13 protein-coding genes and 2 pseudogenes are annotated in these 15,157 nt (G+C 68.6%); 4 read left to right on the forward strand and 11 right to left on the reverse strand.

From position 1 onward, the window contains the following. Positions 1-399: 399 nt before the first annotated feature. From AC067M_RS44480 to AC067M_RS44490, 3 genes are all read left to right on the forward strand, one after another. Positions 400-1,242, forward strand: a complete 843-nt coding sequence (locus tag AC067M_RS44480) for a hypothetical protein (RefSeq protein ID WP_478702710.1) — start codon at positions 400-402, stop codon at positions 1,240-1,242. Positions 1,243-1,383: 141 nt separating this feature from the next. Next, a protein-coding gene (locus AC067M_RS44485; protein WP_478702741.1) for an IS5 family transposase occupies positions 1,384-2,276 on the forward strand; the annotation gives its coding sequence in 2 pieces (ribosomal slippage) (positions 1,384-1,921 and positions 1,921-2,276; 894 coding nt in all). Between the two features lie 28 nt (positions 2,277-2,304). Continuing rightward, complete coding sequence (locus tag AC067M_RS44490; protein ID WP_478702711.1) at positions 2,305-2,676, forward strand: hypothetical protein; 372 nt, start codon at positions 2,305-2,307, stop codon at positions 2,674-2,676. 22 nt (positions 2,677-2,698) lie between these two features. On the opposite strand, the gene AC067M_RS44495 is transcribed toward AC067M_RS44490, so the two are convergent. From AC067M_RS44495 to AC067M_RS44505, 3 genes and pseudogenes are all read right to left on the reverse strand, one after another. Continuing rightward, entirely contained in the window at positions 2,699-3,082 is a 384-nt protein-coding gene (locus AC067M_RS44495) for a YrdB family protein (RefSeq protein WP_478702712.1), read from the reverse strand. A 284-nt stretch (positions 3,083-3,366) separates the two neighbouring features. Beyond that, positions 3,367-4,131, reverse strand: a pseudogene (locus AC067M_RS44500) (IS5 family transposase). A gap of 187 nt (positions 4,132-4,318) precedes the next feature. Then, entirely contained in the window at positions 4,319-5,188 is an 870-nt protein-coding gene (locus tag AC067M_RS44505) for an IS5 family transposase (RefSeq protein WP_478702713.1), read from the reverse strand. A 579-nt stretch (positions 5,189-5,767) separates the two neighbouring features. Here AC067M_RS44505 and AC067M_RS44510 point away from each other — a divergent pair. Continuing rightward, the gene (locus AC067M_RS44510; RefSeq protein WP_478702714.1) at positions 5,768-7,468 is read left to right on the forward strand and encodes an RICIN domain-containing protein; all 1,701 of its coding nucleotides are present in this window, start codon (positions 5,768-5,770) and stop codon (positions 7,466-7,468) included. A gap of 126 nt (positions 7,469-7,594) precedes the next feature. Here AC067M_RS44510 and AC067M_RS44515 read toward each other — a convergent pair whose 3' ends face one another. The 8 genes and pseudogenes from AC067M_RS44515 to AC067M_RS44550 all read right to left on the reverse strand — a co-directional run bounded on the left by AC067M_RS44515 (position 7,595) and on the right by AC067M_RS44550 (position 15,097). Further along, positions 7,595-10,060 (reverse strand): non-reducing end alpha-L-arabinofuranosidase family hydrolase, encoded by a 2,466-nt coding sequence (locus AC067M_RS44515; RefSeq protein WP_478702715.1) that lies wholly within the window; start codon positions 10,058-10,060, stop codon positions 7,595-7,597. A 129-nt stretch (positions 10,061-10,189) separates the two neighbouring features. Then, positions 10,190-10,975, reverse strand: coding sequence for a hypothetical protein (locus AC067M_RS44520; RefSeq protein ID WP_478702716.1), 786 nt, complete (start codon positions 10,973-10,975; stop codon positions 10,190-10,192). After that, the gene (locus tag AC067M_RS44525) at positions 10,972-11,505 is read right to left on the reverse strand and encodes a SigE family RNA polymerase sigma factor (RefSeq protein WP_478702717.1); all 534 of its coding nucleotides are present in this window, start codon (positions 11,503-11,505) and stop codon (positions 10,972-10,974) included. Before AC067M_RS44525 ends, AC067M_RS44520 begins: the two co-directional genes overlap by 4 nt. A gap of 143 nt (positions 11,506-11,648) precedes the next feature. Next, positions 11,649-11,786 carry a hypothetical protein gene (locus AC067M_RS44530; protein ID WP_180360973.1) on the reverse strand — a complete coding sequence of 46 codons (138 nt, stop codon included), beginning with the start codon at positions 11,784-11,786 and terminating at the stop codon, positions 11,649-11,651. Between the two features lie 216 nt (positions 11,787-12,002). Then, positions 12,003-12,932, reverse strand: a pseudogene (locus tag AC067M_RS44535) (helicase associated domain-containing protein); the annotation flags it as partial. A 69-nt stretch (positions 12,933-13,001) separates the two neighbouring features. Continuing rightward, positions 13,002-13,181, reverse strand: a complete 180-nt coding sequence (locus AC067M_RS44540) for an STAS domain-containing protein (protein ID WP_478702718.1) — start codon at positions 13,179-13,181, stop codon at positions 13,002-13,004. A 6-nt stretch (positions 13,182-13,187) separates the two neighbouring features. Further along, positions 13,188-14,096, reverse strand: a complete 909-nt coding sequence (locus tag AC067M_RS44545) for a serine hydrolase (RefSeq protein WP_478702719.1) — start codon at positions 14,094-14,096, stop codon at positions 13,188-13,190. Then, entirely contained in the window at positions 14,093-15,097 is a 1,005-nt protein-coding gene (locus AC067M_RS44550) for a LysR family transcriptional regulator (protein WP_478702720.1), read from the reverse strand. The genes AC067M_RS44545 and AC067M_RS44550 overlap by 4 nt, the downstream gene beginning before the upstream one ends. Between the last annotated feature and the right edge of the window lie 60 nt (positions 15,098-15,157).

Below are 15,157 nucleotides of genomic sequence, written 5' to 3' on the forward strand. Positions count from 1 at the left end.
TTGAGACGTCAGACATCTCGATCAACTGCCCGGGGGCCTCGCTCGTTGCGCTTCACGGACCGTCACCCGATCGGTGGCCCGCTCGAAGAAGCTCATTGTCATGGTGCTCGCGAGGTGTCGCCGGGCATGTGGGTGCCGCCGACCTTGGCGTAGCGCATCCGCATGGCCATGCGCCGGCCGAAGGAGGTGATGCCGGTCAGCAGTCTGCGGTGCCCCGCCGCGCCTGCGATGCCGCGAAGGCGAGTTCCTGCTGACCTGCCCCCGGCAGAACACCGGCCGCATCAAGGCGGCCAGCGCTGCCGGGTGCACGCGCACCGATGCCTGCCAAACGTGCATGGCCGGGTGTGTCTGATCTTTCAGGATGACATCGCTATGACTCAATGTCGGTGGAGGTCAGACATGCCAGAAGAATCACCGTCTGAGAGGTCGGGTAGGCGGACCAGTTCCAGGTGGAAGAAGAAGTCGATTGCCCTGGCCTCGGCCGGATTGGGCGTCATCGCCACAGCGGTGTTGACATACCTCGGGACCACAGGGGTGGAGAAAGTCTCGCGGGTAGTCGGAAACGCCTTTGAGATAGACGTAAAGACGGCTGGCCCCACACTCAATATCCAAGTGGCGCAGGGCAGCAAGGAATACTGCGGAGGGAGCGGATGGGTGTTCCCCTGGGACCCTTCAAGCAAGCTCGCGAACACACCACCTGGAAGGGGGGAGCGGCGAGATGGGAAGACCTGGGATCAGGACCCGGCAGCGTTTGGTGGCGTTCCGGCGGGACCGGTAGACCTCATCATCACTGTCAGCGCGGAATCCGAGAAAGCGATTGTGTTGCATGACCTGACGTTCCACGTTGAGGAAAAGCAGCCAGCGGTAACCGGTTTGTACATCCCTGAAGGCACATGTTATGCAGCCGTTCCCTATCGTGCCGCTGTCGTTAACCTGAACGCTGCGCCACCCAAGTGGCAACCCGTCGCCAGGCTCGTGGAAGGCACGCGAACCGATCCTTTGAAGTTCCCGTATACAGTGACGGCCTCCGACCCGGCGCTGCTCATGATCAGAGTGGATCCGAGAGAATGCCGCTGCAAATGGTGGGCCGAGTTGACCTGGGTGGCAGGAAGCGCCTCGGGGAGAGCTGTCATCAAAGAGCATGGACAACCATTTGAGGCTACCTCAGCCGTGTGGCTACCCGCTTTTACTTGGATTGGATCGAAACGCGAGGCGGTGCTGAACTGGACGGATCCGCAATAGTGCCCAGCCGCTGGGGTGACCGTGAGCCTTTTCCAACCTCAGCTGGGTGTGGCTCGGTTGGAGGAGATGGCCCACCAACGCATATCTGGCCTACGGCGGGAACGTATCGGAGGCGCTGGCTGCTCAGACCGCGTTTGAGATCTGTCGTGTCCCGTGGCGAAGGTGGTCGTCGCGCCAGCCGTGACCGGTACTGGGGGGTATCCGTCGGACCTGACCGATGAGCAGTGGACGCTGGTGGAGCCGCTGCTCCCGCCACCGCGGACGGGGCCGAAGGGCGGGCGACGCGAGAAGCATCCGCGACGACGGATCGTGGATGCGATCTTCTATGTGGTGCGGACAGGTTGCGCCTGGCGGCAGTTGCCGCGCGACTTCCCACCCTGGCAGACCGTGTACTGGTACTTCGTACGCTGGCACGACGGGGGCACCGTCGCCCGCGTCCACGACGCACTGCGTGCCCAGGTCCGCCGGGCCGAGGGTCGGAGTGCGGAGCCGAGCGCTGGGCTGATCGACTCGCAGTCGGTCCGCACCGCCGACACCGTCCCTGCGGTCACACGCGGCTTCGACGCCGGCAAGAAGGTCAAGGGCCGCAAGCGGTTCCTGGTCACCGACACCCTCGGCCTGCTGCTGGCTGTCCACGTCATGGCCGCGAGCGTCCAAGACCGTGACGGTGCCAGCGCCCGCTGCTGTGGGCACGCCTGGACCACCCGTCCGTGCGGAAGATCTGGGCCGATCAGGGCTTCGCCGGCCGCCTGGTCCTTTGGACCACCCAGATCCTCGGCCGCGAGCTGGAGATCGTCCGCAAGGACCCCGGACAGCGTGGCTTCCAGGTCCAGCCCAAGCGGCGGGCGATCGAGCGGACCTTTTCCTGGCTGACCGCCCACCGCCGCCTCGCCCGCGACTACGAGACCAGCCCCACCCACGCCGAGACCATGATCCGCTGGGCCATGATCGGCGTTATGGTCCGCCGGCTCGCCCGAGGATGCCCGGCCACGCGTCCAGGTCTTCGCCCCGTGCGCCGCACCGCTGCGGAGTAGAACTAGCCCCGTAGGCGATGATCGCTGCATGGAGCGTGTCGTAGACCTCGATGAAGCCGCTGCCGCTGTCGCGGACCGCCGGACTGCGTGGCAGGCGGCGGGGCTGGTCGCCGAGCCCGTAACCTGGCGCGACGGGGCGGCCCCGTGGCCCCAGCAGTTGAAGACAGAGCGCTCCCAGGTCAACGATCCCGACTCGGTCGGCATTCATCTGCACGATCTGAATGAGGCCGAACTCCTCGTTGTCCTCTACCGCGGCGGGTGGGCCGACATCGACTACGTCGTTGATACCGACGACGCCGGTGTTATCCCTGCTCCGACGGTGGTCTCCGCTCAGGCGTTCGCCTGCCTACTCGACGCCTGCATCACTCGGGTCTTCGGCATCAGATTTGACGTCGAGTAGCGAGCAGATCTCAAACGCGGTCTCAGTGGCTGAGCAGCCAGCCGATTCTGTCGTAGGCGAGGACCTGGTAGCCGACCATGATCGCAAGGAGCCAGCGGGCCGCGCGGCGCAGGTCGGCGAGGTAGAGCGCAGCCACCGCACCGAAGAAGACGGCGAGTTCGAGGAGTAGGCGCAATGGGCCGGGGGTGTGGATATCGCTCTCGCCCTTGGACGGGTCATCCGGCACGGTGAAGGAGCCCCACGCCCAGCCCACGGCGACGGGGAGTGCGACGACCATCAGCCAGTGCCACGGAGAGGGGACTTTGCGCCAGCTCCAGACGGCCAGGCAGAGCAGCGAGACCAGCTCAAGGAGGAAGCGGACCGCAAGCATGGCGCCGTTGTTGGCGAGAGCCAGCGTGACGTTCACCCGGCCGCCTCCGTACGTGCCTCAATCAGCATGTCATCGCCCCCTGTTGTTGCCGGCCCGTGCGTGCCGCCCAGTCGTGGATCAGGTCACCTCGGGTGGATTGACGCATCGTTCCCCATCCGGGAAGCCTCCACAAGGGCCGACGACCTGAACTCGGCGAGGTCTGACGGTCGGTCACAGATGCCGGTCGTATCCAGAGCCTCCGCGGCCTCAACCGGAGAGGGTGGACGCTCGACTTGGCAGACCGCCAGCTTCGCCCTCCCTCCAGAAGAGCCGCACCCACCTCAGCTCGTGCAGGTCAGGTGCATCGTGAGGACCGCTTGGACGAGGCTGGTGATGCGAGTGGTGGAGCATCGAAGCTTACGCAGGAGTCGCCAGGACTTGATGGTGGCCATGGCCTGTTCGACGAGGGCGCGGATCTTCGCGTGTGAGCGGTTGGCAGCCTGCTGACCGGTGGAGAGGGTCTGCCAGCGCCCCCTGTAAGGCACTCGTATGGTGCCGCCGGCGCCGCGGTAGCCCTTGTCCGCCCAGCACTCCACGCCTGCCTCCTGCAGGGCGTCGGTGACGCCGTGGGTGCGGGCGGCCTTGACGTCGTGGATCGCTCAGGGGAGTGCGGGCGATGCCCACAACAGCCGTCCTGCCGGGTCGGTGATCACCTGCACGTTCATGCCGTGCCTTTTGTGTTTCCCGGAGTAGAAGGGCCGGTCGGCGGCGATCCTGTCGATCGGCAGCAAGGTGCCGTCGAGGATGACGAATGCCTTGGTGGCCGCGGCCTTCATCGCCTCGGCGAGGGGTGGGGCGTGGGCGGCCAGAACCTCGACGGCCTCGGCGACGTAGCGGTAGGCGGTGGTCGTGCCGATGCCGAACCCGGCGGCAATCTGTGCACAGGTGTGCCCGCAGCGCAGGTGGGCCAGTGCGAGCAGGGCCTGACGGCCGGCGGTCAGTCGTCGCCAGCGGGTGCCGCGTTGCCGGCGATGATCCCGGAGCCGGGCGGACAGGAAGCGCAGGGCGGAGCTGGACACGTCGATCCCGGACGGGTAGACAAGCACGCGAAGCCTCTGGTGGAGACGGATCTCTTGGTCGAAACCCATCTAGTAGGGGCTTCACCCCGCTGTCAGCGCAACGCACCAACATCCGATGACCAAGTTGAAAAAGGCTCCGTGACGTTGTTCGCCGGCCCGACCTGGATGGCTTCAACCGGTCCCGGTTTGTAAGAGGTCGTTTCCTCCCGATGTTTCATCCCGGAATTGGTGTTTGATCCTGGTTTGTCGGGTCGCGCCAGGAGATGGTGGCTTCGCCGGTGAGACGGCGGGCCATCAGGTCGGTCATGGCGAGGTGGATCATGGCTTCGGAGCGGGCGGGCAGGGTCTCGTAGTCGCGAGCCAGGCGTCGGTGGAACATCAGCCATCTGTAGGTCCGCTCCACGGTCCAGCGCTTGGGCAGCGGGGTGAAGCCCCTGGTGCCGGGGTCGCGTTGGACGATTTCCATGTCGATACCGAGCCGGGCGGCGTGCTCGACGAGGTGCTGGCGGTAGCCGCCGTCCACCCAGACTTTGCGGACCGAGGGGTGGGCGGCCGCGACTTGGTCGACCAGGTGAGTGCCGGCGACGGAGTCCTGCACGCTCGCGGCCGTGACCAGCACCGCGAGCAGCAGTCCGAGGGTATCGGTGACGATGCTCCGCTTGCGGCCCACGATCTTCTTCGCCGCGTCGGTGCCCTGCCCGGCGGCCGGGACGCTGGTGGAGGTCTTCACGCTCTGCGGGTCGATCACGCATGCGGACGGCTCCGCCCGCTTGCCCTCCTTCTGCCGTAACAGGCTGCGCAGTACGCCGGTGAGCTGGGCGAACACGCCGTCCTTCTGCCACCTGGCGAAGTAGCCGTAGCAGGTCTGGAAGGGCGGGAAGTCGTGCGGCAGGTAGCGCCACTGCACGCCGGTGCGATCTACGTACAGGATCGCGTTCATGATCTCGCGCAGATCATGCTCGGGCGGACGCCCGATGTCCAGGGCATGCCGGCGGCGCTCGGCCCGCCATGCACTCAGCACCGGCTCGATCAACGCCCATCGGGCATCGGACAAATCACTGGGATACGGACGACGTTCGGCCATGACCTGGAGATACCGCCGACCAGGGGCGTGCGCCCAGGCGTGCACCGCAAGCAACGGGAGCACGGACACGCGACGGGCGTCTTGGGATGAGACAGGCGCAAGCCATCGTCCGCCCCAGCCGTCACCCCATAAGACGCATCCGCCGCACTCACTCCAACAGCTCCACCGGAGCAACGGTGTACGAGCTGACGGTTTCCTGGAGCCGGCGACCAGCCGTTGCAGCTCGCTGTTCTTTGGTGGATGGGCGGGGACGGCGGCGCTTTTCCTCCACGCCGTTGAGCTTCAGGGTGACCGTCCGGCCGGCAGAAAAAAGTTCTGTGGATCTTCGCGGCAACCTTTTCGGCCTCTCTGGCCACTCAGTGGTGTCCGGCCAAGTGGTCCGGTCAGATGCAACAGTTGAAAGAGAGCACAGGCATGTCCCTGGAACGAGAGCGCAGACATGTCCCCGGTCCACCCTCGTCATCGGTGGCGTCCCGCGTCGGCGGACACCGTGCCGACGGCGGTGGTGCGCGCGGGGGGCGTCCGAAGCATCGTGGTCGTCGGTTGCTCGCGCGTCGGGGTCTCTGGGGAGGGCTCGCCATGGTGGTCGTGGCCGGCTCGGCTGTCGTGGTCAGCCAGGCTTCGGCGGAGCAGAAAACCCTGGACCTGAAGAAGTGGTACGTGCTGGTCAACCGCAACAGCGGCAAGGTGCTGGACGACCGCGGCTCCGCCAGGAACGACGGCGCGGCGGTGGTGCAGTGGGCGCGCCACGGCGGGGCCAACCAGCAGTGGCGGTTCATCGACGCGGGTGACGGGTACTACCGGCTGAAGAACCGGACCTCCGGCAAGGTGCTGGACGACCTCGGCTGGTCGAAGACCGCCGGCTCCGCCATCGTGCAGTGGAAAGACCTGAACGGCACCAACCAGCAGTTCAAACTGGCCAAGTCGTCGAACGGCTACCTGCGTTTGGTCAATCGCTTCAGTGGCATGGCTGTCGGTGTCCGCAACGCCGCCAAGGCCGACGGGGGCGGCGTCGTCCAGAACCGCGACCGGGGCGGCGCCGATCAGCAGTGGCAACTCGTCCCGGCCGGGAGTGTCGGCGGCGCCGGTACGCCCACCGCGCCGGGCAGCGGCGTTCCCGCAAGTCCGACTCCGAGCGACACGCGACCGTCGTCCTCGCCCTCGTCCGCGTCTCCGTCGCCCGCGGGTGGTGGCGGCAGCTCGGCGAAGCGGTTCATGGGCAGTGACACGGTGCTCATCGGCGGCTCGATGTCCGACGCCTCGGCGACCGCCGCGCCGTTCGACGCGCGTTACGCCTATGTGCACAGCCAGCCCGCGCCCTCGTCGGACTACTACTCGGCAGCGCGCTGCCAGGACGCGTGGTCGAGCTGGTGGGGCTGCTGGAACGGCAGCACCACGGCGCCCGGCACTTACGTGACCTGGCGGGACGACGTGGCAGCCAAGGCTACGTACAAGGGCAGCCCGCGTCCGCAGAAGATGCTCTGGACCTGGTACTCGTTGCGCGACCTCGGGGATGCGGCAGGCGAGGGCGACGGTCCGGGCGAGGTCAAGGCCATCAACCGGCTCGACCTGCTCACCCGGTACCTGAACGACTACCGTTTCTTCCTCCAGAAGATCGGCACGTCGCGCGACGCGATCGACCTCGAGCCCGACTTCTGGGGCTACGTCCGGTCGCTCGGCGATCCGCACCAGGTTCCCGCACAGGTCTCGGGCGCGAATCCGAAGGATTGCGGATCGCAGGAGAACAGCGCCACCGGACTCGCCCAGTGCCTGATCTCGATGGCGCACAAGTACGCGCCGAACACCGCCGTGGGGATGCACCTTTCCTGCTTCGACTGGGAGACCACCACACAGGCTTGCGTCAAGGACTACGCGAGCCTCGGGGCGAAGAACGCCGACTTCCTGGTCAGCGATGTGTCGGACCGCGACGCGGGCTGGTACGCACAGCCGGCCCACGGCGGCCGTGACACTTTCTGGACCGGCCAGAAGGCCGCCGCCACGCTGAAGTTCTACAAGACGATGGCCGAGTCCGTGGGCAAGCCGGTGGTCCTGTGGCAGATCCCCGTGGGAAACATGGCGCAGAACAACACCCGCAACCACTACAAGGACGACAAGGTGGACTGGTTCTTCGCCCACATGGACCAGGTCGCGAACGCCCACATCGCCGGCCTGTTCTTCGGTCCGGGGCAGGACGAACAGACCACGGTCGAGTCCGACGGCCGAAACCTGATCAACAAGACGATCGCCTATCACAACTCGGGCGGTACAGCGCTCAAGTAGCGGTGCAGCACTCCAGTAGTGGTGCAGCACTCCAGTAGGTGAAAGTCGACGAAATGCGCCCCCATCTCTTCGATGGGGGCGCATTTCGTCGGCTTCGTCGGGCTGGGCCCTTCTCCGGGAGGCGGGTCAGCGCTTCAGGGTGAGGATGCCGGGCCGGTACGGCAGGTTGTCGTAGGAGGTGTTCGGCGGCGTGTTGGGCGACTTGCCCTGGTAGAGGAACTGCAGGTTGCAGGGGTCGATGGTCATGGTCTGGTCGGGGTTGCTGCGGACCAGGTCACCGTGGCTGATGTCGTTGGTCCAGGTGGCGCCGCTGTTGGCCTTGCCCGCGAAGGGGTTGGACTCGGTGGCGGCCTGCGGGGTCCACGGACCGTTCAGGCTGGTGGCGGTGAACGAGCGGAAGTAACGCTGCTCGCTCGCACCGCGAGCCTCGACGATCATGAGGTAATGGTTCTGGCCCTGGACCTTGTAGACCTGTGGTGCCTCGAACAGGTTCTTCTCCGTGTCGCTCATGACGGTCGTGTACGACGAGCCGAAGCTGCCGGGGAAGTTCCCGATCGGCATGGTCGCCTTGTAGATCTTGCCGTTGTCACCGGCGAAGAACAGGTGGATGTTCTTGTCGTCGGCGATCAGGGTCTGGTCGATCGGGCCGGTGGCGGAGTCGGTGCGGGGGATGCTGCCGGTGAACAGCGGCTGCGGCGCGGACCAGCCGTTGGGGTTGGTGGGGTCGCTGGAGGTGCGGTAGCTGAAGGGCGACGGACCCCACTGGTACGCCAGCACCCAGATGTTCTTGGGCGCGAAGTAGAACAGCGTGGGCGCCACCGCCTTCTGGTTCATGCCGGTCTGGCGGGCCGACGCCATGTCCGACCAGTTCGTGAAGGGGCTGAACGCCATCGAGCCGTAGGCCGATCCCGAGTAGTTCGACCCGTAGACCAGGTGCTTGCCGTTGTAGGTCACGGCGGTGAAGTCCTTCAGCGAGGACCACCCGTTCGCCGGCTGCGCCAGCGCGTCCGTCGAGGTCCAGCGGTAGGTCGACGGAAGAGCACACGTGTCGCTCTTCGGCGCCGCGGTCGGCTGGAAGGTCCAGCGTTGGTTGGCGCCGCCGCCGTTGGTGTCCCAGATCTGGACGGGAGTGCCGTTGGCGGTCCGACCGCCGGGGATCTCCAGCGCCCGGCCGCTGGCGACGTTGGTCAGCGTGTAGGAGCCGTCACTGTTCCGGTGGGCCTTCCAGTGCTGGTGGGCGCCGCCGTTGGCGTCCCAGACCGTCACCTTCGTCCCGTTGGCCGTCCGGTTGGCCGGCTCGTCCAGTACCCGGCCGCTGGCGACGTTGGTCAGCGTGTAGGAGCCGTCGCTGTTCCGGTTGGCCCGCCACTGCTGGTTGGAGGCGCCGCTGGCGTCCCACACCTGGAGCGGGGTGCCGTTGTCGTTCTGGCCCGCGGGCTCGTCGAGAACGCGTCCGGCGGCCGCGTTGGAGAGCGTGTAGACGGCGCCGGAGGTGATGTCCCCGGCCTGCGTGCCGCCGCTGCCGGTGCTGCCGGTGCTGCCGGTGCTGCCCAGGGCGGTGAGCACGGCGCTGTAGGCGGGCTTCTTGTTGCCGCCAGCGTCGAACAGCAGCGCGTTCTCACCGGTGCGCCAGGAGTCGCTGTCGCGGATGCCCCACACGGTGATGCCCGTGCAGCGAGCGACGTTCACGCAGGCCTTGACGGCGTTGGTGTAAGCGGTGGCGGACGCCTGGGCGATGTCGAGCTCGGTGATCTGCACGTCCACGCCGAGCGCGGCGAAGCTGGACAGGGTGGTCTGGAAGCTCGCCGGCGGGCCGCCGGTGCCGAAGTGGCTCTGGAAGCCGACGCAGTCGATGGGCACACCGCGGGACTTGAAGTCCTTGACCATCTTGTAGACGCCCTGGGTCTTGGCGTCGGACCAGTTCTCGATGTTGTAGTCGTTGTAGCAGAGCTTGGCGGCGGGGTCGGCGGTCCGGGCGGTGCGGAAGGCCTCCTCGATGAAGCCGTCGCCCAGCACGTCCTGGAACACGGAGCTGCGGTGCTGCCCGCTGCCGCCGTCGGCGAACGCCTCGTTGACCACGTCCCAGGCGTAGATCTTGCCCTTGTAGTGGGTCATCTCCTGGGTGATGTGGTTCTTGATCACCGAGCGCAGTGTGCTGGCGTCGGTGATGGACTTGACCCAGCCCGGCAGTTGGGAGTGCCACACCAGGGTGTGGCCGCGCAGGCGCTGGCCGTGCGCGGAGGCGTGGTCGACGATCCGGTCGGCGGCCCCGAAAGTGAAGGTGCCGCGGGAGGGCTCGATGGCGTCCCACTTCATCTCGTTCTCCGGGGTGATCATCTTGAATTCCCGGTCGAGAAGAGTGGAGTACGTGGAGTCGCCGAGCTTGCCCGCGGCCACTGCCGTGCCGAAGTAACGGCCGCTGCCGGCCGCCGCGTCGGCGGCGGTGGCCGGTGCGGCGGCCTCCGGCGTGCGTGCGGCCAGGGCGACCAGGGGTACGGCAGCACCCGCGGCGGCGAGGACCACGGAGGCGGCGATCACGCGGCGGGTCGCCGGACGGCGACGATGAGAGCGGTTCTGATCTGACAACGGCATGTCCTTCTGGCACAGCAGGGCTTGATCCGGCCCCGGATGCCTGTCAGTTGCCGCCACGCACACAAAGGTTGCCGCGATCAAGGGAAGCACTTTCGCGGCCGCCGCCGTCGCCCTGCCGCACAGCGGCGTTCACCGGGTCGGGACGAACCCTCCCCGGACCGACGCGGAGCCGCCCGAACCCTGTGCGTCGACGCGGTAGCCGTCGCCCGCGGCACTGCGCACGCCGGGGCCGTTGTTGAACTGCGCGGCGAACTCATGGCTCCCGGCCGGCACGGTCAGGCCCGGCTTGAGGACCCAGCGGTAGACCAGCGCGCCGCCGGCCTCCTGGACGGTGACGGTGAAGTCACCGTTCGGCAGGGTCTGCCAGGTGCCGGTGTTCTTCGCCCCGCCGGTCTGCACGATCCGGATCTCGACCGTGAGCGAGGTGAGCGGCTGGGTCGTCTTGAGGACGAGGTTGCTCTGCGTCCAGTAGACGGTGCTCTTCGGATCCAGCGAGCCGGCCGACCACAGCGGCCCGTTCTGGTTCTCGCCGCCGGTCGGCGAGGGACTGGTGGCCGACGGGGTCGGGCGCGAGCTGCCCGGGGTGGTGGCCGGGGGCGGCGCGACAGGGGTGGGGCGGGCCGATGTCGGGGGCGGGGAGCTGACGTTCGGGGACGGGGTGGCAGGCGTGGTCACGGTGGGCGTCGGCGACGGGGTCGCGACGATGGCGGCGACGGCGAGGCCGCCGGTCGTAAGGATGCCGCCGGCGGCGAGCCCGGCGAGGGCGACCCTGGTCCCGGACCTCGCGAACGGTCGCGCGCGGTGACGGACGGCGGGGCCGGCCATGCCGCGTTCCACCCGGGCCAGCATCCGCGCGCGGTCGGGCCGGTGGGCCTCGGCGGCCTCGCGCAGCCGACGGTCGATTTCCTCGTTCACCGGTTCCTCCTCCTCCCCGGCACCAGGTCCCCGGTCGCGTGTGCGCCCAGTAGCTTTTCCAGCTCGGCCATTCCCTTCGAGGTCTGGCTCTTCACGGTTCCGACCGATATGCCCAGCGCCGCCGCCGTGTCCTTCTCCGACAGGTCGAGGGCGTGCCGCAGCACCACACAGGCGCGCTTGCGGAACGGCAGCCGGGCGAGCGCCGCGCGGACGTCCAGCACGGCCGTCATGTCCGGCCCCTCCACCTTCTCGGGGCTGCGGGACCAGAACAGCGTGATCCGGCGTCGCTCCCGCACCGTGCTGCGGATCCGTCCCCGCGCCAGGTTGGCCACCACACCACGGGCGTAGGCGAGCGGGTGGTCGGCCTGCCGCAACCGGTCCCAGCGCTGCCACAGGGCGACCAGGGCATCCGCCGCGAGGTCGTCCGCCGCATCGGCCTCGCCGGTCAGGAGGTGTGCCAGACGGGCGAGCTCGGCATAGTGGCGTTCGAAGAATTCGTGGAACTCCGCGGACGCGTCATCGAGGACCATCCCCCGGTTGCCCTCTCCTTGCCATGATGTGCGCGTTAGTTGCGCGTTCAACAACGGGGAGCGCAGCCTAACAGTGCTCAGCCCTGGATTCGAACGGCGGTCGTGCTCGGTTGCGGGGCGGTGCAGGCCGGCCGGCGGGCTGGTCAAGGCCGGGCGAACCGGACGCCGGTCGGCTGCGCGACGTCCGGCTGCACGGCGGCGACGAGCAGCGCCAAGGGAATGCCCGTGACCATTCCGCGCCTGCGCCACGGTTGCGGCGCGGCGTGCTTCGTTGCCCTCATGCCCGTCCATCCGGTAGTTCGAGTCGGCCTTCCGGCTCCTAGTTGCCGCAGAGGACGAGAAGGTTGCCGCCGCGTACTCCTCCAACGGCCCCGGCGCCGGCGGACACGGACGTCGCTCGGTCATCCTCGCCCCCGAAACTCGACACCCCACCGCAGTACGATCGACCCACTCAGCCGTCAACCCCACCTACCGACGAGTTCAACGAACTACCGTTACGCACGCTTCGCTGCCGGGGCGGGAGACGGAGCCTCAAGCGGCTTGACGCCCAGTTGGGACAGTCGCTCCTGCTGCTCGGTGGACAACTGCGCCCAGGTGCTCGGATTCTTCTGCCGCTCCAGCCACCGCCCTATGTCATCACCGTCCATCAGCACCCCGGGCTGGATCTCGGGCAGGCTGCCATCGGCGTCGACCAGGTCGGCGAGGACGCGGTAGTGCCGCTGCCAGTCCAGCGGCCACGGGCAGTCCCAGTCCGGGTCGATAGCCGTCAACTGCTGCGCACGTTCCCGGGCCCGCTCGGGGTCCTTCCCGAGGCCGCCCTTGCGGCGGAGATTGGCCATGTGCTGCCCCACAGGCACCATCGCCTCGCCCTCGCCCTCGCCCCACACCTGATCCTGGCGCGGGGCGAGGTGACCGGTGGCCCGTCGGTACGAGCGGAGCGCGGCGAGCTTGTTCTCCCACGCCTCTTCGCCCGGCTCCCACACCATCCCGGCCTCCGGCGCGTCCAGCAGCTCCTTGCGCCGCTCCTCCAGCTCCCCGGCCCGCAACGCCTTCCTCTGCTGGTGCACCCACCTCCCCAGCGGAAAGGACTTCGTCGTGCCGACCTCGGTCTCCGTGTCGTAGGGCACGGCGTAGAGGCCGGTGATCTCGTTCTCCTTCCGCCAGCGGATGAGGGCCTGGTAGCCCTCCAGCCAGACGAGGCTGTCCGGCCGGTAGACGCGGGTGCGCAGGAACGCGGCGATCGTCGCGGCGTCCTTCGGAGTGGAGAAGTGGAGCAGGGCCGACTCGGCGGCGGCCTGCGTGTCGTCCTGCTCCTGGTCCTCGCCGGCACCCTCGCCGTCGGCGCCGACGATCCGGCCTTCCTCATCGCGCTGGACGTGCACCTTGCGCTTGCCATGGGTGAGGGCGCGGGAGGCGAGCTGCTGCAGGAAGACCGGCACGATGAATCAGCGGCCTTCGGGGCCCGGCGCTTATTGCCGCTCAGCGGCTTGACCAGGTCAGGCGGCTTGTGCGGCGTCGGGGGTGAGCAGCGTGTCGGTCTCGGTCAGATGCAGCACGCTCGCGGGCTGGGTCTGCAGGCCGGTGATGAGGAGATGGCCCCCTTCGGCCAGAAGGCGGTGGCGGAGCTTGAGCAGGAGGTTCAGGCCGACGGAGTCCATGAAGGACACCCCGGACATCTCCAGTTACTCCCTGCCTCTCAGGTGCTCGATGGCCGCGCGTGCAGTGGCGCCTATGACCGCGTCGGCGCGGGGCAGTCGGCGGTCGGCACGGGCGGCCTGGGTGAAGACGACGGCCGTGTACGTGCGGCCGTCGGGCAGTTCGACGACCCCGGCCTCGTGTCGCATGACGCCGAACGTCCCGGTCTTCCCGTACAGCGCCACCTCGTCGTAGGGGAAGCCCGCCGCGAGCCGGTGCTGCCAGGGCTGGAGGCCCATCGTCCGGCGGACGAAAGCACAGGCGTCGGGGGAGGCCGCCTCGTCCGTCCAGATGGCGCGCAGCAGACGAGCCATTTCCGCGGGGGTGGTCGAGGTCGCCCATGCGGGATCGTAGACGCTGGGCGGCACTGCCCGGTCGTTGTCGGCGATCCGCGCCATCGCCGCGTCCACCGACTCAGTGCCCGTCTCCGCCAGCAGTCGGGCCAGAGTGCCCGCGGCACCGTCGTTGAGCTGGGTGCGGAAGAGGCCGAGGGCCCGGCACGTGTCGTCGAATGCCGCAGCGCCGACGTGGTGGAGTACCGCGTCGGCTGCCGCGTTGTCGGAGATGCTCATCATCATGACGACCAGGTCGCGCAGGGACATCGACACCTCGTCGCGCAGTTGTGAGATGCCGGTAGGCCCAGGCAGCCGGTCCTGGGACGGCAGGGTGACCCGTTGCCGGGGGTCGAGCACGCCAGCGTCCACCTGGCGGCCGTAGGCCACTGCGAGCGGCATCTTGTAGACCGAGCCCATCAGCACGGCCTCGTCGGCATCGACCGTCACCGCCGCCGTGGGTCGGTGCAGTTCGGCCACATGGAGCCAGCCGCGCACGCCGGCATCGCCGAACATCCCACGCAGGGTGCGCTCGATGCCCCTGCGCGGGGCCGCCACGCTCATCGGTCCCTTTCCCTACCTGGGCGGTGTGCCGATGCCAGCGCGTCGACCAGCGCCTCGGCGGCTTCGTCCGCGTGCGCGGCGGCCAGCCGCCGGGCGTCCCATACCACCCGCAGCCGCAGCGGCAGCGCCGGGTCGGTGGTCGGCCGCCGGGCGACGCCGTCGGCCATGAGCGTCTCGTCGGCCGTGACGAGTACGGCCTGGCCGGCGGCAACAAGAGCCAGCCCGGCGCGCTCGTCCGAGACCACCACTGTCTCCACCCGCCGCCCTTGCCCCGCGAGCTTGTCCAGGAACAGGTCGTGCGCCGCGGGCGCTTCAGCGCGGGGCCGGACTGCGTACGGCAACAGCCGCCCCGCCCGCGTGCTCCCCGCACGCCGGGTCGATTCACTCATGGCCTCATGCGGGTTGCGCGGCGAGGCCCGTCCGGCTGCCGCCTTGCCTGGCGTGAGCCGCCCGGTCGGGGCATCACCCGTGGCATCAGTGCCACCCGTGTCGTCCGGTGTCAGCAGCCACATCGGGAGCAGCGTCACCGGGCCCGCGGCCAGACCGTGGAGTACGGCGGGGTGGCGGACGACGGCCAGGTCGAGCCGTCCGGCGGAGACGTCCGTCAGCAGCGTGGCCGTCGGTGCCGTCACCACCGAAACACGGCCCCGGACCCCGGCGCGAACGGGCGCGGCGGCGACGGACGCACCGAGCCGGGGCGGCAGTTCGGGCGGCAGGCCGAGCCGGAGGCGCTGCCCGTCCGCCCCCTCCCGGGCACCGGTTTCCCTCAGTTCGGCCAGCGCGGTGAGGGCCCGGCGGGCGTGCGGGAGCAGCAGAGCGCCCTCCTCAGTGAGGGAGACCCCGCGCTCCCGGTCGAACAGCCGCACCCCCAGCAGCGCCTCCAGCCGTCGCAGCCCTTGGGAGAGGGGCGGCTGGGTGATGCCCACACGCTGTGCGGCGTCCCCGAAGTGCCCTTCCTCCGCTATGGCGACGAAGATTTCCAGGTGTCGCTCCGTCAGCATGCGCCCCCCATGGTCTGCAGCGATATGCCGAACGAATCAGCGCGCGGCCGAAAGTGTATT

This window comes from Streptomyces sp. NPDC043427 (assembly GCF_056436655.1).

Excerpts from the sequence above, each read along its gene's own strand:
- AC067M_RS44540 (WP_478702718.1), bottom strand. The coding sequence starts at position 13,181 with ATGTCCGGGGTGTCCTTCATGGACTCCGTCGGCCTGAACCTCCTGCTC.
- AC067M_RS44515 (WP_478702715.1), bottom strand. The coding sequence starts at position 10,060 with ATGCCGTTGTCAGATCAGAACCGCTCTCATCGTCGCCGTCCGGCGACC.
- AC067M_RS44490 (WP_478702711.1), top strand. The coding sequence starts at position 2,305 with ATGGAGCGTGTCGTAGACCTCGATGAAGCCGCTGCCGCTGTCGCGGAC.
- AC067M_RS44550 (WP_478702720.1), bottom strand. The coding sequence starts at position 15,097 with ATGCTGACGGAGCGACACCTGGAAATCTTCGTCGCCATAGCGGAGGAA.
- AC067M_RS44480 (WP_478702710.1), top strand. The coding sequence starts at position 400 with ATGCCAGAAGAATCACCGTCTGAGAGGTCGGGTAGGCGGACCAGTTCC.
- AC067M_RS44510 (WP_478702714.1), top strand. The coding sequence starts at position 5,768 with ATGGTGGTCGTGGCCGGCTCGGCTGTCGTGGTCAGCCAGGCTTCGGCG.
- AC067M_RS44505 (WP_478702713.1), bottom strand. The coding sequence starts at position 5,188 with ATGGCCGAACGTCGTCCGTATCCCAGTGATTTGTCCGATGCCCGATGG.
- AC067M_RS44525 (WP_478702717.1), bottom strand. The coding sequence starts at position 11,505 with ATGGTCCTCGATGACGCGTCCGCGGAGTTCCACGAATTCTTCGAACGC.
- AC067M_RS44545 (WP_478702719.1), bottom strand. The coding sequence starts at position 14,096 with ATGAGCGTGGCGGCCCCGCGCAGGGGCATCGAGCGCACCCTGCGTGGG.
- AC067M_RS44530 (WP_180360973.1), bottom strand. The coding sequence starts at position 11,786 with ATGAGGGCAACGAAGCACGCCGCGCCGCAACCGTGGCGCAGGCGCGGA.